The 17,060-nt window shown below is 71.0% G+C and carries 13 protein-coding genes; 5 read left to right on the forward strand and 8 right to left on the reverse strand.

Translation table 11 applies throughout. The features are described 5' to 3' along the window. Positions 1-547: 547 nt before the first annotated feature. The 5 genes from ABT041_RS31630 to dnaK form a co-directional block, all read right to left on the reverse strand. Positions 548-1,594, reverse strand: coding sequence for a phosphotransferase (locus ABT041_RS31630; RefSeq protein WP_351190932.1), 1,047 nt, complete (start codon positions 1,592-1,594; stop codon positions 548-550). 110 nt (positions 1,595-1,704) lie between these two features. Further along, the gene (locus tag ABT041_RS31635) at positions 1,705-3,597 is read right to left on the reverse strand and encodes an ATP-binding cassette domain-containing protein (RefSeq protein WP_351190934.1); all 1,893 of its coding nucleotides are present in this window, start codon (positions 3,595-3,597) and stop codon (positions 1,705-1,707) included. Between the two features lie 343 nt (positions 3,598-3,940). Continuing rightward, on the reverse strand, positions 3,941-4,954 hold the full coding sequence (locus ABT041_RS31640) for a zinc-dependent alcohol dehydrogenase family protein (RefSeq protein WP_351190985.1): 1,014 nt from the start codon (positions 4,952-4,954) through the stop codon (positions 3,941-3,943). Between the two features lie 794 nt (positions 4,955-5,748). Then, complete coding sequence (locus ABT041_RS31645) at positions 5,749-6,705, reverse strand: NmrA/HSCARG family protein (RefSeq protein WP_351190936.1); 957 nt, start codon at positions 6,703-6,705, stop codon at positions 5,749-5,751. 169 nt (positions 6,706-6,874) lie between these two features. Beyond that, positions 6,875-8,734, reverse strand: a complete 1,860-nt coding sequence (gene dnaK, locus ABT041_RS31650; protein ID WP_351190938.1) for a molecular chaperone DnaK — start codon at positions 8,732-8,734, stop codon at positions 6,875-6,877. Between the two features lie 339 nt (positions 8,735-9,073). Between dnaK and ABT041_RS31655 the strand changes: the two genes are divergently transcribed. The 3 genes from ABT041_RS31655 (at position 9,074) to ABT041_RS31665 (ending at position 11,749) form a co-directional block, all read left to right on the forward strand. After that, positions 9,074-9,862: an alpha/beta fold hydrolase gene (locus tag ABT041_RS31655; RefSeq protein WP_351190940.1), complete on the forward strand. Its 789-nt coding sequence runs from the start codon at positions 9,074-9,076 to the stop codon at positions 9,860-9,862. A 161-nt stretch (positions 9,863-10,023) separates the two neighbouring features. Then, positions 10,024-11,241, forward strand: a complete 1,218-nt coding sequence (locus tag ABT041_RS31660; RefSeq protein ID WP_351190942.1) for an alpha/beta hydrolase family protein — start codon at positions 10,024-10,026, stop codon at positions 11,239-11,241. Positions 11,242-11,329: 88 nt separating this feature from the next. Next, the gene (locus tag ABT041_RS31665) at positions 11,330-11,749 is read left to right on the forward strand and encodes a hypothetical protein (RefSeq protein WP_351190944.1); all 420 of its coding nucleotides are present in this window, start codon (positions 11,330-11,332) and stop codon (positions 11,747-11,749) included. 63 nt (positions 11,750-11,812) lie between these two features. Here the strand turns inward: ABT041_RS31665 and ABT041_RS31670 are convergent, their stop codons facing one another. After that, the gene (locus tag ABT041_RS31670) at positions 11,813-13,291 is read right to left on the reverse strand and encodes a glutamate-cysteine ligase family protein (RefSeq protein WP_351190946.1); all 1,479 of its coding nucleotides are present in this window, start codon (positions 13,289-13,291) and stop codon (positions 11,813-11,815) included. A 176-nt stretch (positions 13,292-13,467) separates the two neighbouring features. Next, positions 13,468-13,863: a hypothetical protein gene (locus ABT041_RS31675; protein ID WP_351190948.1), complete on the reverse strand. Its 396-nt coding sequence runs from the start codon at positions 13,861-13,863 to the stop codon at positions 13,468-13,470. Between the two features lie 466 nt (positions 13,864-14,329). Between ABT041_RS31675 and ABT041_RS31680 the strand changes: the two genes are divergently transcribed. Further along, a complete protein-coding gene (locus ABT041_RS31680; protein ID WP_351190950.1) occupies positions 14,330-15,109 on the forward strand; it encodes an oxygenase MpaB family protein in 780 nt (259 codons plus the stop codon). A gap of 247 nt (positions 15,110-15,356) precedes the next feature. On the opposite strand, the gene ABT041_RS31685 is transcribed toward ABT041_RS31680, so the two are convergent. Beyond that, positions 15,357-16,484, reverse strand: coding sequence for an NADH:flavin oxidoreductase (locus ABT041_RS31685; RefSeq protein ID WP_351190952.1), 1,128 nt, complete (start codon positions 16,482-16,484; stop codon positions 15,357-15,359). Positions 16,485-16,601: 117 nt separating this feature from the next. Here ABT041_RS31685 and ABT041_RS31690 point away from each other — a divergent pair, with 117 nt between their 5' ends. After that, entirely contained in the window at positions 16,602-17,036 is a 435-nt protein-coding gene (locus ABT041_RS31690; RefSeq protein ID WP_351190954.1) for a MarR family winged helix-turn-helix transcriptional regulator, read from the forward strand. The last annotated feature ends 24 nt before the right edge of the window (positions 17,037-17,060 follow it).

Here is a 17,060-nt window from a genome sequence, read left to right on the forward strand (position 1 = left end):
CGGGTGCGGTGGCGGTGGCCGGCCCGTTCGGGCGGGAGCGCAGTCCGCGGGCACCTCTTCGGCCGGCCATCGCTTCGGCGGCCGCGGCCCCGCCCGACCCGCCGACCGGCCTGGGCTTTCCCGGCACGGGACAGTGCTCGGCCTGGCGGGCGATGATCCCGTATTCCGTGGACGCGTGATGAGCCACGAGCCGGTACGGCGGCGCGGTCATTCCTGCGTCGAGCCGGGCCATCACGTCGGCGGGCGGAGCCGCCGCGGCCGGCACGTACCCCGCGTCGGGATGGCGCCGGCCCAGCAGGACCTTGCCGTCCTGTGCGAGGACGAGGTGGACCCCGACGATGTGGAGCCCGGTGCCAGGGGGCGCCGAGGGTGTCGTCATCCGGCTCCCGGCAAGAGGACGGAACGAAAGTACAGGGCACGTCGGAACCTCACAGTGGTGGTGGGGGCGTGGGGGCGTGGGGACGGGTCGAGACAAGGCCGTTTTTTCGACGATCGTGTCGTGCGTAGGCGTAGGCGTAGGCGTCCCGGCCCGGTTCGGCTGAGACTGCTACCGGAGGTGGTTCCTCAGTACCTCCTCCGCCTCGTCCAGCCGCTCGCGCAGAACAACAGCTGCCTCCACTCGGTCCCGGGCGTACGCCTCCAGCGAGTCGGTCACGGGGCCGAGGCCGGCCACGAGCGTATTCAGCGGATACACGGTGCACCCCAGGTACGCGGCCGTCAGCCGGACCACGCTCACCAGTTCCTCCACCGGCACCGCCGGATGGTGTCGGTGGTAGACGGCGGCGAGGCGGCCAAGCCCCTCGGGCCAGTCCGGTCGGGCGAGGACGGTGCGCGGGTCGAGTGCCAGCCGGCCGAGCTCCCACATGGGGCTGCGCCGCCCCGGCGCGGCGAAGTCGATCACCGCCGCGACTTCGTCCCCGCGCAGGAGCACATTCGGGCCCGACAGGTCGCCGTGGACCAGCTGCGAGATCGTCCGCTCCGGAGCGGACTCCAGTAGTCGCTCCACCGCCGGGAGCCCGGCCAGTCGCTCGCGTGCCGTCTCCAGTGCCCACCGCTCGAAGTCCGTACGAGGGGGGTCCGTCTCGTAGTGGTGGACGAGTCCTTCGAGCCGGGACCGGCTGCGGCCGGGGTCGACTGCCCTGTCGCGGGCGTCGAGCCGCGGCGGCCCGAACCGGTGCCGGGCCAGGCCGTGGTGCAGCCGGCCGATGGCCTCGCCGACCGCCTCCCATCGACGCCCGGTGAGCCGGCCGTCGGCGGTGACCGTGTGCCCCAGGTATCGGGTGACCGACATGCTGACTTCCCCGTCGGAGGCGACCAGTTGCTGACGGCCGACGGTGTAGCGGGCGCGGGCGACGGGCACGCGGCACAGCCGGGCGTACTCGCTCAGCGCGGCTGCGCTCTCGGCTCTCGTTCGGCCCGTGCCGGCCGGGTAGGTCTTGACGAACCAGGCGGCGCCGGACTTCGCGGTGGCCACGTAGTTGCGAGTCGCGGTTCCGGACGGACCAGGCGTCACCGACGCCGGGGTGATGCCGAACTCGGAGGCGAGCATCCGTGTCACGAAGGAGATCCGGTCCCGGGAAAGTTCGGTGTTCACGACGCTCCTCTCAGACGCGTGGCGGACAGGCAGCGGGGGACGCGGTCATGGGGAGCGTCGAGGGATGGGAGCACCGTTCCTCCTTGGAAGTGTCCGTACGGCGAAGTCGCTTAGCGGTCCTGGGAGAGCTCCAGCAACTCCGCAAAGGTTCCCCCGCCGTGGACGAGGTCGTCGTACCGGCCCTGCTCGGTGATCCGGCCGTGCTCCATCACCACGATGTGGTCCGCGATCCGGGTGTTCTCCAACCGGTGGGTGACCACGATCGTGATGCGGTCGGCGGCGATGGCCTTGATCCGCTCGAAGATCTGGTGCTCGCCCCGCGGATCCATCTGGGAGGTGGGCTCGTCGAGGATCAGCAGCCCCGGGCGCCTGTACAGGGCGCGCGAACACGCGATGCGCTGCCACTGCCCGCCGGAGAGTTCCGTACCGCCGAAGATGTCGCGGGACAGCAGGGTGTCCAGGCCGGCGGGGAGGTCCTCGACGGTCTCGCGAAGGCCGACGGCCTCGACGGCTTCCCACACCGGGACGTCGTCGTGGGTACGGGGCTGGCCGAGCGTGATGTTCTCGCGGACGCGCAGCGGCCACTGCGCGAAGATCTGCGGCACCAGACCGGTGTCCGCCCATACGGTGGCGGGGTCCACCTCGGCGAGGTCGGTGCCGTTCCACGTGACGTTGCCCTTGTCCGGCAGGTAGATCCCTGTCAGCAGGCGGGTGAGCGTGGACTTCCCCGAGCCGTTCGCGCCGACGATCGCGAGGATCTGGCCCCGCTTCAGGGTGAGGGACACCCCGTCGACGGCGGGCTTGTCCTTGCCCGGGTACTGGTAGACGACCTCGTCGAGCCGGATCTCCTCCGTCGGCGCGGAGTGCTTGTGGGGCCCGCGCCGGGGCATTCGGGCGGAGGCGTCGTCGAGGAAGGACTGCATGTCACCCAAGTACAGGCTGGTGTGGAAGAGCGCGGCCCCGTGGATGACGACCTGGGACAGCGCGGCGAGCGTGGTCTGGACGGCGATCACGGCCGTCGCGGCGACGGCGAGCGCGATGCGTCCGGACACGGCAAGCCAGGCCAGGGCACCCCAGGTCGCGACGAGGAAGACGCCGCCGGCCAGCGCGGACAGCAGAGCGATCCGCAGGGTCCTTGGGGCGGCGGCCAGAGTGCGGCGGTCGCACCGGTCCGAGAGGGCCCGGTACCAGAAGACGAGGTAGTCGGTCATCGAGTTGGCGCGGACCTCGTCGCCGTACTTCGATGTGGTCGCCCACCAGCGCATCATCCCCCTGACGTTGCGGTCCGCCACGTTGGCGTAGTGAATCTCGTAGTCGACCCGGGCGGTCAGGACGGCGCCGACACCGGCCGGGAGCACGGCGAGCAGGAGCAGCGGAAGCATCAGCGGGTTCAGCACCGACAGCACCCCGCCGGCGGTGACCATGCGGATCACCGCGGACAGGAACCTCTGGGCGTCGCTGACCATCACATGGGTGCGGATCACCCCCATCTCGGCCGCCTCGTGCCGGTCCGAGAACCCCTCCTCCGCGTACGCGGACGCCTCGACCCGGCACACCGCCTCGACCACAGAGCTGTCCGTCTCGGTCGTCAGACGTGGGGTGATCCGCCGCTCCGCGTACGTGGCCACCGCCGCCGCGCCGCGGCCCAGTGCGGCGGCGACTGCGACCGACAGCAGCGCCGGGATCGCTCCGTGCAGCCGGTCACCGGCGGGGCCGTCGCCGAGGACGGGCCGCATGGCGCGAGCGGTGGCGGTCAGCAGCACGGCGGCCGAGATGCCCGTGACCGCCTGGCAGACGAGGAGCAGTTGGACCGCCCGCCGGTCGGTCCGCCACGACAGGCGGACGATCCGGCCCAGGACGATCGGAAGCTGTCCGCACATCCGCCGGAAGGAGGCTTCGGCGAGGGGATTGACGGAGTACTGCCCGCTGTACGTGATCTCCGCCGGCGGGGGAGGAGGTGGCGTAGCGGTGGCCTGCTGTTCGCTGGAGGTGGCCGAGGTCAACGTGGGTCCCCTGACGGTCGTCCGACGTGGTCGTGAGGTTCAACGACACCGTCGGAATATCGAACGTCTGTGTTTCGGTCTCCCTCGGGACCCCGGGATTCGAGGCGTGGCGGAGCGTGGAGGATGCATCGACCCGCTCCCGACAACAGGACCTCAGGGAAGGGGGGTTGGCCGAAACGCCGGTGGTGCAGGGGAGTGGACTCTGTCGAATCGCGGTGTCATCTCGCGTCCCTCAGCCGGCTGCTGGGTCGGCTCAGCCGGGGCAACCTGGTCAGTCGTCAGTCGTCAGTCGGCAGTCGGCCCGTCGGCCCCGTCGGTCAGTCGGCCAGCGGGGCTCCGGCGGCTATCCCTCCTGGCGGCCGCCGGGCATCTGCAGGACGGCTGCGCCGTTGACGCGGCCGGCGGCGAGGTCGTTCAGGGCGGTGTCGGCGTGGGCGAAGTCGTAGCGGGTGACCCTCGGTCGCAGCCGGTGTGCGGCGGCCGCGGCCAGGAAGTCGCGGCCGTCCTCGCGGGTGTTGGCGGTGACACTGCGGACGGTCCGTTCCCGGAACAGATGCTTCTGGTAGTCCAGCGGCGGGATGTCGGACAGGTGGATGCCCGCGATGGCGAGCGTTCCGCCGCTGCCCAGTGCTTCCAGGGCCACCGGGACGAGGGCGCCCACGGGGGCGAAGAGGATGGCGGAGTCCAGTGGTTCGGGCGGGCCCGTCCGGGCGTCCCGTGCCGAGGCGGCGCCGAGTTCCAGGGCCAGGGCCTGGGCGGCGGGCGAGCGGGTGAGGACGTGGACGGTGGCGCCCTCGGCGAGGGCGAGCTGCGCGGTGAGGTGCGCGGAGGCGCCGAAGCCGTAGACACCGAGCCGGCCGCCGGCGGGGAGGTCCGCCCGGCGCAGGGCCCGGTAGCCGATGATGCCGGCGCAGAGCAGGGGCGCCAGCTCCTCGGCGGCGTAGCCGGCGGGCATCTCGTAGGCGTGGTCCGCGGGGACGGTCGCGTACGCGGCGTAGCCGCCGTCCGCGTCCCAGCCGGTGTACAGCGACGAGAGGCACAGGTTCTCCCGGCCGCGCGTGCAGTACGGGCAGGCCCCACACGTGCCGCGGAGCCACGGGATGCCGATCAGGGCGCCGTCCCCGGGCTGCCTCGCGACCCCGCTGCCCGTGGCGACGACCTCGCCGACGGCCTCGTGGCCGGGTACGACCCGCTCGCGGTGGGGCAGCAGGTCGTGGTCGCGGACGTGCAGGTCGGTGCGGCACACACCGCAGGCCCGTACGCGGACCAGCAGCTCGCCCGCTGCCGGGGACGGTACGGGCAGTTCCGCGCGCTCCAGGCTGCCCGGCCGGGCGGCGGAGACGACCCAGGCGGCCATCGTCTCGGTAAACGAGGTGTCCATGGGTCCTCCTCGGTTCGACCGTTCGACCATGCACTCGGCCGTGCCACGTCAGCCGCCGGGCGCCCCGCGGGCGGCCGCAGGTCCGCAGGGCCGGCGACGGCCACCTGGGCGGTGCGGAGCAGCCTCGTACCCACCGGGTAGCCGGGTCATGGTCGTGCCGCCTCCGGCTGTACCCCCTTCGGCCCGCCCGTCCCTCTTCCGAGCGTCTTCCCGGACCACATGCACGCATGCCGGGTGTGAGGTGGATCTTCTCGGGCAGTCGAGTGGGGGAGGGGGAGGCAGTCGCCCTCCTCAGGACCCAGTGAGCTGGTGTGATCATGGCACGTGACGTACGGACCGGCCCGCCGACTCATCCGGACCCGTCCGAGCCGCACCCGACGCCCCCTACGAACCCGTTCCCTCCCAGCCGACCGGGACCGGGCCCGGCGCCCGCACCGGCCCCCCGGCCCAAGCCGCCGGCGGAGCCACGGAAGGCGACGACGGGTACGCCGCCCGACGACCCGGTGCCGCCGAACCCCACCCCGGCGCCCGGTCCTGGTCCCGGACCACAGCCGGGGCCGGTTCCCGGCCCGGTGCCCGCGCCGGGCGGTCCCGACCCGGTGCCGCCGGCACCACCCCGGCCGGAACCGGATCCGCAGCCGGGAGGCCCCCGCCCGGAGCCGGGTCCGCATCCCGGGCCCCTGCCGGGGCCGCTCCCGGCGCCCGAGCCGCTCACCTGACCGCTGGGCGAGTCGAGCAAGGTCGGTCTCCCGCCGGAGCACGGTCGGGTGTCAAACCCAGGCGTTGAGCAGTCTGCCGTGGTGGCCGGCGAGCCAGGTGGCGAAGTCCTGGAGGGCCGGGTTGAGGTCACGGGCGGCGAGGACGTCCCGGGCCGCGGTGAAACGGTGCTCGCACTCCGCGTAGTACTGGAACATGTTCCCCGACTCGTCGGCGCCCGGAAGGCCTTGTGCGCGCCACTCGTCCGGGCTGAGCGGCCGGTACCGCACGGTCCTGCGGAGGGACGTGGAGAGTGCCGCGGCCATCTCGGCGACCGTGAGGTGCTCACCGGCGATGCTGACCGTGGCGGCGATGAGGTCGGGTCCGCGCCGGAGGACGGCCAGGGCGGTCTTGCCGATGTCGCCGACCGCGATGCCGGCGAGCCGGCTCTCGCCCATGGGATAGGAGAGCTGGAAGGCGCCGTCCGGGCAGCGCTGAGGGGCGAAGACGCCCAACAGGTTCTCCCAGTAGAACGAGGTGCGCAGGAACGTGGTCGGCACCGCTTCCTCGGTGAAGTAGTGGTCCGCCTCCGCCTTGGCATCGAAGTGCGACACCTTGTAGTGCCCCTGGAGCGTCGGCATGCGGTCGTCGTCGAGCGGGACGCACTCCCGGGTGTCTTCGAGGGTGGACCAGATCGCGTGCTGGACGCCCGCGTGCGAGGCCGCCCGGGCGAGCGCCTGCGCCTGGGTCTTCTCGCGCTCCGCGTCCATGTGCTCCCAGAAGTCGGTGACGAGGAACGCGCCGTACGCGTGCTCGAAGGCGGGCGCGAGGCTGGGCGGATCGTCCATGTCGGCCCGGACGATGTCGTCGACGCCGAGCCGCTTCAGCTCCCGGGCGGGTTCCCCTTCTGGACGGCGGGTGACGGCGCGTACCGTGTACTCACTCTCGCGGTCGGCCAGGACGGCACGCACGAGGCCGCCACCCTGCCTACCGGTCGCTCCGATCACCGTGATGATCTTCTTGTCGGCCATGGCTCGTCGCCTCGCACTCGAACCCGTGGTTCAGCCGCTGTCGTCCCGCCGGCCGTCCGTCCTACCTGGCGTGCGTCGGGCCGGCCGTCCGTCCCACTTGCCGTCTGTCCTACCGCCCGTCGTCCACCTGCCGTCCGTCCTGACCGCCGTCGTCCACCTGCCCTCCGTCCTACCTGCCCTCGCCCTTCCTCTTGTCCTCGTCGACGATCTCCGCGTCGACGATGTCCTCCTCACCGCCCGCTCCGCCGTCGGTCGTGGGCCCGGCGCCGCCTTGCGGCTCCTGGTGCTGGGCGTACATCGCGGTGCCGATCCGCTGCGCGACCGTGGTCAACCGGTCGACGGCGGTGCGGATCCCGGCGGTGTCCTCGCCCTTGAGCTTCTCCTTCAGCTCGACGACGGCGGCCTCGACCTCGGACTTCACGTCCCCGGGGATCTTGTCCGCGTTGTCCTTGATCAGCTTCTCGGTCTGGTAGACGAGCTGCTCGCCGCGGTTGCGGGTCTCTGCGGCCTCGCGGCGGCGCCGGTCCTCCTCGGCGTGGGCTTCGGCATCGCGCATCATCCGCTCGATGTCGTCCTTCGGCAGCGAGGAGCCGCCGGTGACGGTCATCTTCTGTTCCTTGCCCGTGCCGAGGTCCTTCGCGGTCACGTGCATGATGCCGTTGGCGTCGATGTCGAAGGCGACCTCGATCTGCGGGACGCCGCGCGGGGCCGGCGGCAGACCGGTCAGCTCGAACATGCCGAGTTTCTTGTTGTACGCCGCGATCTCCCGCTCGCCCTGGAAGACCTGCACCGTGACCGAGGGCTGGTTGTCCTCCGCGGTGGTGAAGACCTCCGCGCGCCGCGTCGGGATCGTCGTGTTGCGCTCGATGAGCTTGGTCATGATGCCCCCCTTGGTCTCGATGCCGAGGGACAGCGGGGTCACGTCGAGCAGCAGGATGTCCTTGACCTCACCCTTCAGCACACCGGCCTGGAGGGCCGCTCCGACGGCGACGACCTCGTCCGGGTTCACCCCCTTGTGCGGGTCCTTGCCCGTGAGCGACCGCACCAGACCGGTCACCGCCGGCATCCGGGTCGAACCGCCGACCAGGATGACGTGATCGATGTCGGCGACCCGGATCCGTGCGTCGTCGACGGCCTGGTGGAACGGCCTCCTGCAGCGCTCCAGGAGGTCCTCCGTCATCTTCTCGAACTGCGCCCGGGTCAGCGCCTCCTCCAGGTGCAGGGGGCCCTCGGCGGACGCCGTGATGTACGGAAGGTTGATCGACGTCTCGGTCGCGGACGACAGCTCGATCTTGGCCTTCTCGGCGGCCTCGCGCAGACGCTGCACCGCCATCTTGTCCTTCGACAGATCGACTCCGTACCCGTTCTTGAACTGCTTGACCAGGTGGTCGACGATCCGCTGGTCCCAGTCGTCACCACCGAGATGCGTGTCGCCGTTCGTGGACTTGACCTCGACGACGCCCTCCCCGATCTCCAGGAGGGACACGTCGAAGGTGCCGCCACCGAGGTCGAAGACGAGGACGGTCTGGTCGTTCTCCTTGTCGAGCCCGTACGCGAGGGCGGCCGCGGTCGGCTCGTTCACGATCCGCAGGACGTTGAGCCCCGCGATCTCACCGGCCTCCTTCGTGGCGGTCCGCTGGGAGTCGTTGAAGTACGCGGGCACGGTGACGACCGCGTCCGTGACGTCCTCACCCAGGTAGGCCCCGGCGTCCCGCTTCAGCTTCTGCAGCACGCGTGCGGAGATCTCCTGCGCCGTGTACCGCTTGCCGTCGACCTCGCCGCTCGCGGGGAACCGCCAGTCCGCCTCACCGATGTGCCGCTTGACCGACCGCACGGTGCGGTCCACGTTCGTCACAGCCTGTCGCTTGGCCAGCTCACCGACCAGCACGTCACCGCCCTTGGCGAAGGCGACCACGGACGGGGTGGTCCGCGCGCCCTCCGCGTTCGCGACGACGGTGGGCTCACCGCCTTCGAGCACGGAGACCACCGAGTTCGTCGTACCCAGATCAATACCCACCGACCGAGCCATCGCCGGCCTCCCAACCATCACCGAGGCACGCCCGGCACCGAGCGCTCCACGCCGTGGCGACTTCCCCGGCATGCCCGGCGCATGCCATCGGGAGGTGTCCCGTCAACGGTTTCTTCGGCAGACCCGAGACGGCCTGCCCGTCTGTACGAGGGAGCGGTCGCCAACCGGAGCGGTGGCCGGTCTGCGCGACGTCCGGCGTCGCCCGCCCGCACCACCTCCACCTCGCCGACAGGCGAGAGGCCGGACCACCGGATGAAGCGTGGGGTGTCAGCCGTCGCGGTGACCTGGCCGGTGCCGGGTGCCGTGACACTGCGGGGAGGGCGGACCTACCCTGAAGGCATGGCAACGGTGCAGGTCAACGGGGTGAGAGTTGCTTACGATCGTGTGGGCGTGGGGCCGCCGATCGTCTTTCTGCATGGTGCTGCGCAGGACGCTCGCGTCTGGCGGCCGCAACTCGACGCGCTGGCGGATGCTTTCACGGTCGTGGCCTGGGACGAGCCGGGAACGGGCCGCTCATCCGATGTGCCGGAGTCTTTCGTTCTCGCGGACTACGCCCGCTGTGCGGCCGCGGTCCTGGAGTCGCTGGAGCTGGGGCCGGTGCACTTGGCCGGCCTGTCCTGGGGCGGCACGCTCGCCCTGGAGGTCTACCGCCGTCACAAAGACCTCGTGAGGTCGCTGGTTCTCGTCGACACCTACGCCGGCTGGAAGGGCTCCCTGCCGCCGCAGGAGGTACGGGCGCGGGTCGAGGGTGCGCGCCGGATGCTGGCCGCGCCGCGCGCCGCATTCGATCCGACCCTGCCCGGGCTCTTCGCCGGTGAGCCGCCCGCCGCGTACGTACCGCTGCTGGAGGCCGTGGCGGCCGACGTACGCCCGGAGAGCCTGCGGACGCAGCTGAGCCTCGTGGCCGAGACGGACCAGCGGGATCTCCTGCCCGCCGTCTCGGTCCCCACCCTCCTGCTCTGGGGGGAGCGGGACGCGCGCTCGCCTCTGAGCGTCGCGCGCCAGTTCCAGGAAGCGATCCCGGACGCCGAGCTGGTCGTGGTCCCTGGAGCGGGCCACGTCAGCAACCTGGAACGGCCCGAGGAGTTCAACCAAGCCGTCCGCGACTTCTGCGGCGCCCACTCCTGAGCTCCGGACGACACCACCGTCGGTCTCGTCGGCCCCAGGGTGTACACCCGTGGGCCGATGTGACGGTGGAGGCATACGTGACAGCGTTGCCGCTGTGCCCACGGACTGCCCCGCGCGGCACAGTTGACGACCAGTCACCTCGGGAGGGGTCCATGGGGTCCATGAACGACACGCCGCTCACCAGCCGGAAGGGCATGACCCGCCGCAGCATGCTGGGAGCCGCGCTGGCCGCCGGGGCCGCCGTGCCGCTCACCGCCGCCGGCCCCGCGTGGGCCGGCCCGGCCGCCGCCGCTCCTGCCGCGACGCGGCTCGTGCTGCCCGCGCCGGCCGGTCCGTACCCCGTGGGCACGGTTCAGCTGCACCTCGTCGACCGGTCGCGTCCGGACGGCATCGCGGGCCCGGGCCACTTCCGCGAGCTGATGGCCACCGTCTGGTACCCCGCCCGGGACGTCCAGCGGTACCCGGTGGCGCCCTGGATGCCGGCCGGGGCACTGCAGGCGTTCCTCACAGACGTCGGCCTCGGTGACCTGGCCCCCCTGGCGCCGCACACGGTCGGCCATGTGGGCGCTCCCGTACGCCGAACGGGCCGACAGCTGCCCGTCGTCGTCTACTCCCACGGCGCGCACGGCCACCAGGGCGACCACACCGTCGTGGTCCAAGAGCTCGCCAGCCACGGGTACGCGGTGGTGACGGTGGCTCACCAGTACGACACGTACACCGAGTTCCCCGACGGGCGCATCGCCGTCCCGCTCTACGACAGGCAGGCGCCGACGCTGCCCGGGGACTTCGCCGCCGACCTCCGCTTCGTCCTCGACTGCGTCGAGCGACTCGCCGCCGGGCGGAATCCCGACGTCGACGGCAAGGAGCTGCCGACCGGACTGCTCGGCTCCCTCGACCCGCGGCGTACGGGGGCGTTCGGCTGGTCGAAGGGCGGGACGGCCACCGCCTGCGCGACGCTCGCCGACGAGCGCATCCGGGCCGGGCTGAGCCTCGACGGCCCGATGCAGATGAAGCCGGCACTGGCCGGCGACCTGTACCGGCCGTTCATGATGATGTCCGCCGAGTTCACCCGAGCCACGGATCCCGAGGCCGCCGCGTTCTGGCCGCACCTGCGGGGCTGGCGGCGGGACATTCAGGCCCAGGGCGCCGTCCACGGCTCGTACGGTGACGGTGAGGCGCTGTTCCCGCAGGTGGCGAAGCTTCTCGGCTGGAGCGCGCAGCAGCTCCAGGACGTGATCGGCACTCTCGATCCCGAGCAGGCGGTGAAGATCCAGCAGGCGTACCCGCTCGCGTTCTTCGACGAGCACCTGCGCCACCGTCGGGGCCACCTGCTCGACGGGCCGTCCCCGGCCTTCCCGGCAGTGACGTTCCTCCCGTGAACACCCGGGACCGCGTTAGGGCGGTCCCTCGTCCGGCTCACTGCCGTCGGGAGCGGAACCGGCGAGCGGGCCGGGACGTCGAAAGGCCATGGCTGGGAGAGTGGGGCACATCATGTTCGCCCTCGGGCTGGTTCTTGCGGTCCTTACGGGCTGCGCCGAGGCCGACGAGGGCGCAGAGACCGCGCGGGAGACGCCGTCCGTTCGGGAGACCCCGTCCGTCCGCAAGACACCATCCGTCCGGGATGCGCCGTCCGTCCGGACGATTCCCTTCGACCTCTCTACGCATTGCGGGATCGACGAGGCACGTGTCGGCTCGACGTACTTCGAAGCGGAGACCCCGCTGACCGACGGCTCGGGAAATCCGCCCGACGGGTGGGACAACCCGATCCAGCACGGCAGGATGACCTTGAAGTCGGACACGGAGGCCGTCTTCACCGACGACGCCGGTCACATGGTGAAGTTCCATGCCCGGCCGGGTGCGAGTGCCTTCAAGCACATCTGCGCGTAGAGGGCCGGCACCGTCGTCCGGCTAGGGGCCCGTGTCCGGCTCAGCCGCGTCCGGGCCCCTTGCTCATTCGACCGGCCAGGTGTGCGCCGGAACGTTCATGTGCATGTAGTCGAGATACTGCTGCGTCATCCGCCGCAGCGCCTGATGCCGGTCCACGTGGTCGATGTCCTGGATGCGGTGGAACATCTCCGACTGCCACACCGCGCCGTTCCGGCCGCTGACGCACCGCTGCTCGATGATCCCCAGCAGCGGCTCCCGCCAGGCGCTGTCCATGCCCCACCGCTCCAGCCCGCGGTCCGCGAGCGGCAGCAGGCGGCGCAGCACCAGTTCGGTCACGGGGACCTCGCCCATGCCGGGCCAGTACAGCTGCGCGTCGATTCCATGCCGGGCTGCGGCCTCCAGATTGTCCTCGGCCGCCGAGAACGACATCCGCGACCAGACCGGTCGGTCCTCGTCGACCAGAGCGCGCACCAGGCCGTAGTAGAAGGCGCCGTTCGACAGCACGTCGGCCACCGTGGGTCCCGCGGGCAGCACACGGTTCTCCACCCGCAGGTGCGGCACGCCGTCGACGACGGCATAGACGGGACGGTTCCACCGGTAGACCGTTCCGTTGTGCAGGGTCAGCTCGGCAAGCTCGGGGATCCCTCCGTCATCGAGCGTCTTCTGCGGGTCCTCGTCGTCGCAGAGCGGCAGCAACGCCGGGAAGTACTGCGCGTTCTCTTCGAAGAGATCGAAGACGCTGGTGATCCACCTCTCGCCGAACCACACCCGGGGCCGGACCCCCTGCACCTTGATCTCCTCGGGCCGGGTGTCGGTGGCCTGCTCGAACAGCGGAATGCGCGTCTCGCGCCACAGCTCCTTGGAGAAGAGGAACGGAGAGTTCGCGGCCAGCGCCACCTGTACCCCGGCGATGGCCTGCGCGGCGTTCCAGTGGTCCGCGAACTCGTCCGGCGACACCTGCAGGTGGAACTGGGTGCTGGTACACGCCGCCTCCGGCGTGATCGTGTCCGCGTAGGTGCGCAGCCGCTCCACCCCGTCCACCGCGATCAACAGGTCCTCACCGCGTGCGGCGAAGATCTGCTCGTTCAGCAGGTGGTACCGCGGATTCTCGGAAAGCGACGCCGGACCCACGTCCTTGAGTTCCAGCGTCGGCAGGATTCCGATCATGACCAGGTGCGCCCCGATCGCCGCGGCCTTCTCCTCGGCGTGGTTGAGCGCGTCCCGTATCTCCTGTTCCCAGGACCCGGGGCCGCCCGCGGTGAGCTGGCGCGGATCGATGTTGATCTCCAGATTGAACCGTCCCAGCTCGGTCGACCAGGACGGGTCGGCCAGCGCCTCCAGGACGTCCGAGCCGCGCATGGCGGGTTCCGCGGTTTCGTCCACGAGGTTCAGTTCGATCTCCAACCCCACTTGCGGCCGTTCGAAGTCGAACCGCGACTCCCTCAGCATCTGGGCGAACACGTCGAGGCACGTGTGCATCTTGTTCCGGAACCGGCGACGGTCGTCACGGGTGAACTCCAGCGCCGGGACGTCACGTCCCATTCGGTCCTCCCGAGACTCGTCGGCACGGACCCTGCTCTTCAGCGTCTCACTTCACGGGCGACCCAACCATTGAGCGGGCTCCGGCCGGGCCGGTCTCCAGCCCAGCCGGTTCGACCGGACCGGTCTCCAGCCCAGCCGGTCCGACCGAGCCGGTCTGCCAGTGCCCGGCAGGTGCTTCACCGGTGGTTGCAGTCCCAGTGGCCCTTCACCCAGACGTGGTCCCAGTGCCCGGGAACGTAGACCCACTTGTAGGAGTGGTGGTGCTCCCAGTAGCCGTGGTGCCACTTCCCGTGGTGGTCATGCCGGTCCGGGTGCCAGGTGTCGTGCTTGACCCGCTTCTTCTCCCAGTGGCCCTTGACCCAGGTCTTCTCCCAGTGCCCCTTCTTCCACTCGCACCGGTCGTGATGGCCGTGCCGGTCACCGTCGTCGTGGTTCACGACAGTCGTGGCGACGGACGTCGGGGCCGGAGCAGCGGCCGTCGAGCCGGCCATCCCGAGCGCGGCGCCACCTGCCAGCAGGCCGGACGCGGCGGCACCCGCCACCAACCGGCGGACTCGCATGGTCCTGGTCATGGAACACACCTCCTTCGAGCGAGCCGGTGGGGGAGTGCGCGGCGACAGCCGACGGATGAGGAGACGGTCCGACTCGCGAGGCGATCGCGGGAAACCGTGAGATGCGCTGTGCACTTCGCAAGTGGTCGAACGGTTCCCGGACCCTTGGAATGAAGGCCGTATGCGACGCCTTTGTCTCAGTTTGGCACGTTCGCCATCCCCTGTCGGCGCGGAGGTCCCGAGGCGGCATTCTGCAGGGATGCGGGGCGTGGCACGGGTGCGCGTGACCCGTGACGCACAGTGCGGTGACGGGAACTCGGCGTACGTACCGTCTGTCCTGCCTCGACGCCTGGCAGCGCATACGACACACACTCCGCCCGGCCCCGACCGGCCGGAGTCGCGCCGCCCGCACGTGGTCGCTCGGATCGGCGCCGACAGCAGTTGCGCAGTACGGACTGGTTCTCGGGGTAGGCAGCCTTACGGTGCAATGTCCGAGACGCCCACGGAGAGGAGTGCGATCGCGGTGCCCCTGGTCGGAAGGCTGCGAGCGAAGGCAGGCGATGCGCTCCTGCGGCGCGTGGCCGGTCCGGAAGCGGAACAAAAGCGCGACAGGATCCATCACACACCCGGGCCTCGCTGGTTCGCACCGGACAGGCCGGTGCGGACCGTGCACTCCGATGCCTCGATGTACATCGGAGGGCTCGCCGCACTTCTGCTTCAGTCGCTGCATCCGGTCGCCATGGCGGCTGTCTGGGCGCACTCGGGCTTCCGCGGCGATCCGTGGGGCCGCCTGCAGCGGACCAGTACCTTCCTGGCGGAGACGACGTTCGGTACTGCGCGGGACGCCGAGCGGGCGGTGGAGCGGGTACGAGGGGTGCATGCGCGGGTGACCGGGCGCACGCCCGGCGGAGTGGTCTACCGCGCCTCTGATCCCTCGCTGTTGTCGTGGGTCCACATGGCCGAGGCCTACTGCTTCCTGAAGGCACATCAGCGCTACGGGCTGCAGGCCCTGACCGCCCGGCAACAGGACGCCTACGTCGAGGACATGGCCTCGGTCGCCGTTCGACTGGGCATACCCGACCCGCCCGAGACCCTTGCCGCCCTGGTCGCGGAGCTCGGCGGGCGGCGCCCTGAGCTGCGGGCGACGGACGAGTCGTCGGCGACGGCCCGGTACCTGCTGGTGACACCGCCGCTGCCGTGGCCGGCCCGGCTTCCCTACCTTCTGCTGGCGACAGCGGCTGTGGATCTCCTGCCGCCGTGGGCTTAGGACCTGCTGCCCGTGCCCCGTCGAATCCGGCTCCTCCTGCCTTTCGCCAGACCTGGCGGCCGGGCGGTCACGGCAGCGATCCGCTGGGTGACGCCTCCGGTCCCGCCGAAGCCGTTCGACAGCCGTGACGCGTCCGATCGAGGGGCGACCAGCGGCTGACCAAGCCGCGGGGACGGAGTGCTGCCTCCCCACCCGATCAGGCTCGCCGGCTCCGTAGGCGAACCGAACCGGGTGAGGATGGGTGCGGCTAGCTCAGCGTCTTCACGGCGGCCGCGTCGTACGGCTTCAGCTCGTCGGTCCGCCCCGCCAGGACCTTCGCCGCCCACTCCGGGTCCTGGAGCAGCGCGCGGCCGACCGCGACCATGTCGAACTCGTCGCGCTCCAGGCGGTCCAGGAGGTCGTCGATGTTCTGGACGGGGGCGCCCTGGCCGGCGAAGGCGTGGAGGAAGTCGCCGTCGAGGCCGACCGAGCCGACGGTGATGGTGGGCTTACCGGTGAGCTTCTTGGTCCAGCCCGCCAGGTTGAGGTCCGATCCTTCGAACTCGGCTATCCAGTGGCGCCGGGTGGAGGCGTGGAAGACGTCGACGCCGGCCGCGGCGAGCGGGGCCAGGATCGCCTCCAGCTCCTGCGGGGTCTGGGCGAGCCGCGCGTCGTAGGCGTCCTGCTTCCACTGCGAGTAGCGGAAGATCACCGGGAACTCGGACGAGACGCGCTCGCGGACCGCCGCCACGATCTCGGCCGCGAACTTCGTACGGGCCACGGGGTCGCCGCCGTAGGCGTCGGTACGGCGGTTCGTCCCCGCCCACAGGAACTGGTCGATGAGGTAGCCGTGGGCGCCGTGCAGCTCGACGCCGTCGAAGCCGATGCGCTCGGCGGCCGCGGCGGCCTCGGCGAAGGCGCCGATGACGTCGTCCAGGTCGCTCTGGGTCATGGCCTTGCCCGTGCCCTCGGTGCCGTCGGTGCGGATACCGGAGGGGCCCATCGCCGGGGCGTCGGGGTAGGGGGCCTGGCCCTGCTCGCGCACCATGCCGATGTGCCACAGCTGCGGCACGATCGTGCCGCCCGCCGCGTGCACGGCCTCGGCGACCTTCGCCCATCCCGCCAGCTGCTCCTCGCCGTGGAAGCGCGGCACACGGTCGCTCTGCCCGGCCGACTCGTGGCCGACGTAGGTGCCCTCGGTGACGATCAGGCCCACGCCGGCGGCGGCGCGGCGGGAGTAGTACGACCGCACGTCCTCGCCGGGGACTCCACCGGGGGAGAACATGCGCGTCATCGGCGCCATCACGATGCGGTTCGGGACGGTCAGGCCGTTCAGCGTGACGGGCCGGGACAGGACCTCGGCCGCGCGGGAGGTGGGGGACTCGGTGACGGTCACAGGGTGCTCCTCAGGGCAACTGCTTGACAACCTTGATGCTTGAGAACTTCATGCAATGGGGCGACGGTAGAGGGCAATGCTTGAGGTCGTCAAGTATCTCTGGGTAGAGTGGCCCGCATGACAGAAGCTCCCCGCGCCGACACGGCTCAGCTCATGGAGCTCCTCTCCGTGTCCCTCGGCGTCTACTACGGCGATTTCACCGTCGCGGCGGCGAGTGAGAACCTCACGGCGAGCCAGGGCAAGGCACTGACCGTGCTGCGGCGGGGACCCGCCGCGATGCGCGCCCTGGCCGAAACCATGACCTGCGACGCCTCCAACATGACCGGGATCATCGACCGGCTGGAGAAGCGCGGCCTGGTACGCCGGGAGCCCGGCGCCGCCGACCGGCGCGTCAAGTACGTCACCCTCACGCCCGAGGGCGAGCGCGTCACGGACGCGATCCGCGCGAAGATGCGCACGACACAGGAGGGCCTGGACAGACTCGACAGCCAGGACCGGGACACCCTGTACACCCTCCTGGAACGAGTCTTCACTTCACCACCGGCCACGTGACCTCGCTCGACCCCTGATCACCAC

Origin of the sequence: Streptomyces sp. NPDC002825, from assembly GCF_040295385.1 — a bacterium.
Lineage (GTDB): Bacteria > Actinomycetota > Actinomycetes > Streptomycetales > Streptomycetaceae > Streptomyces.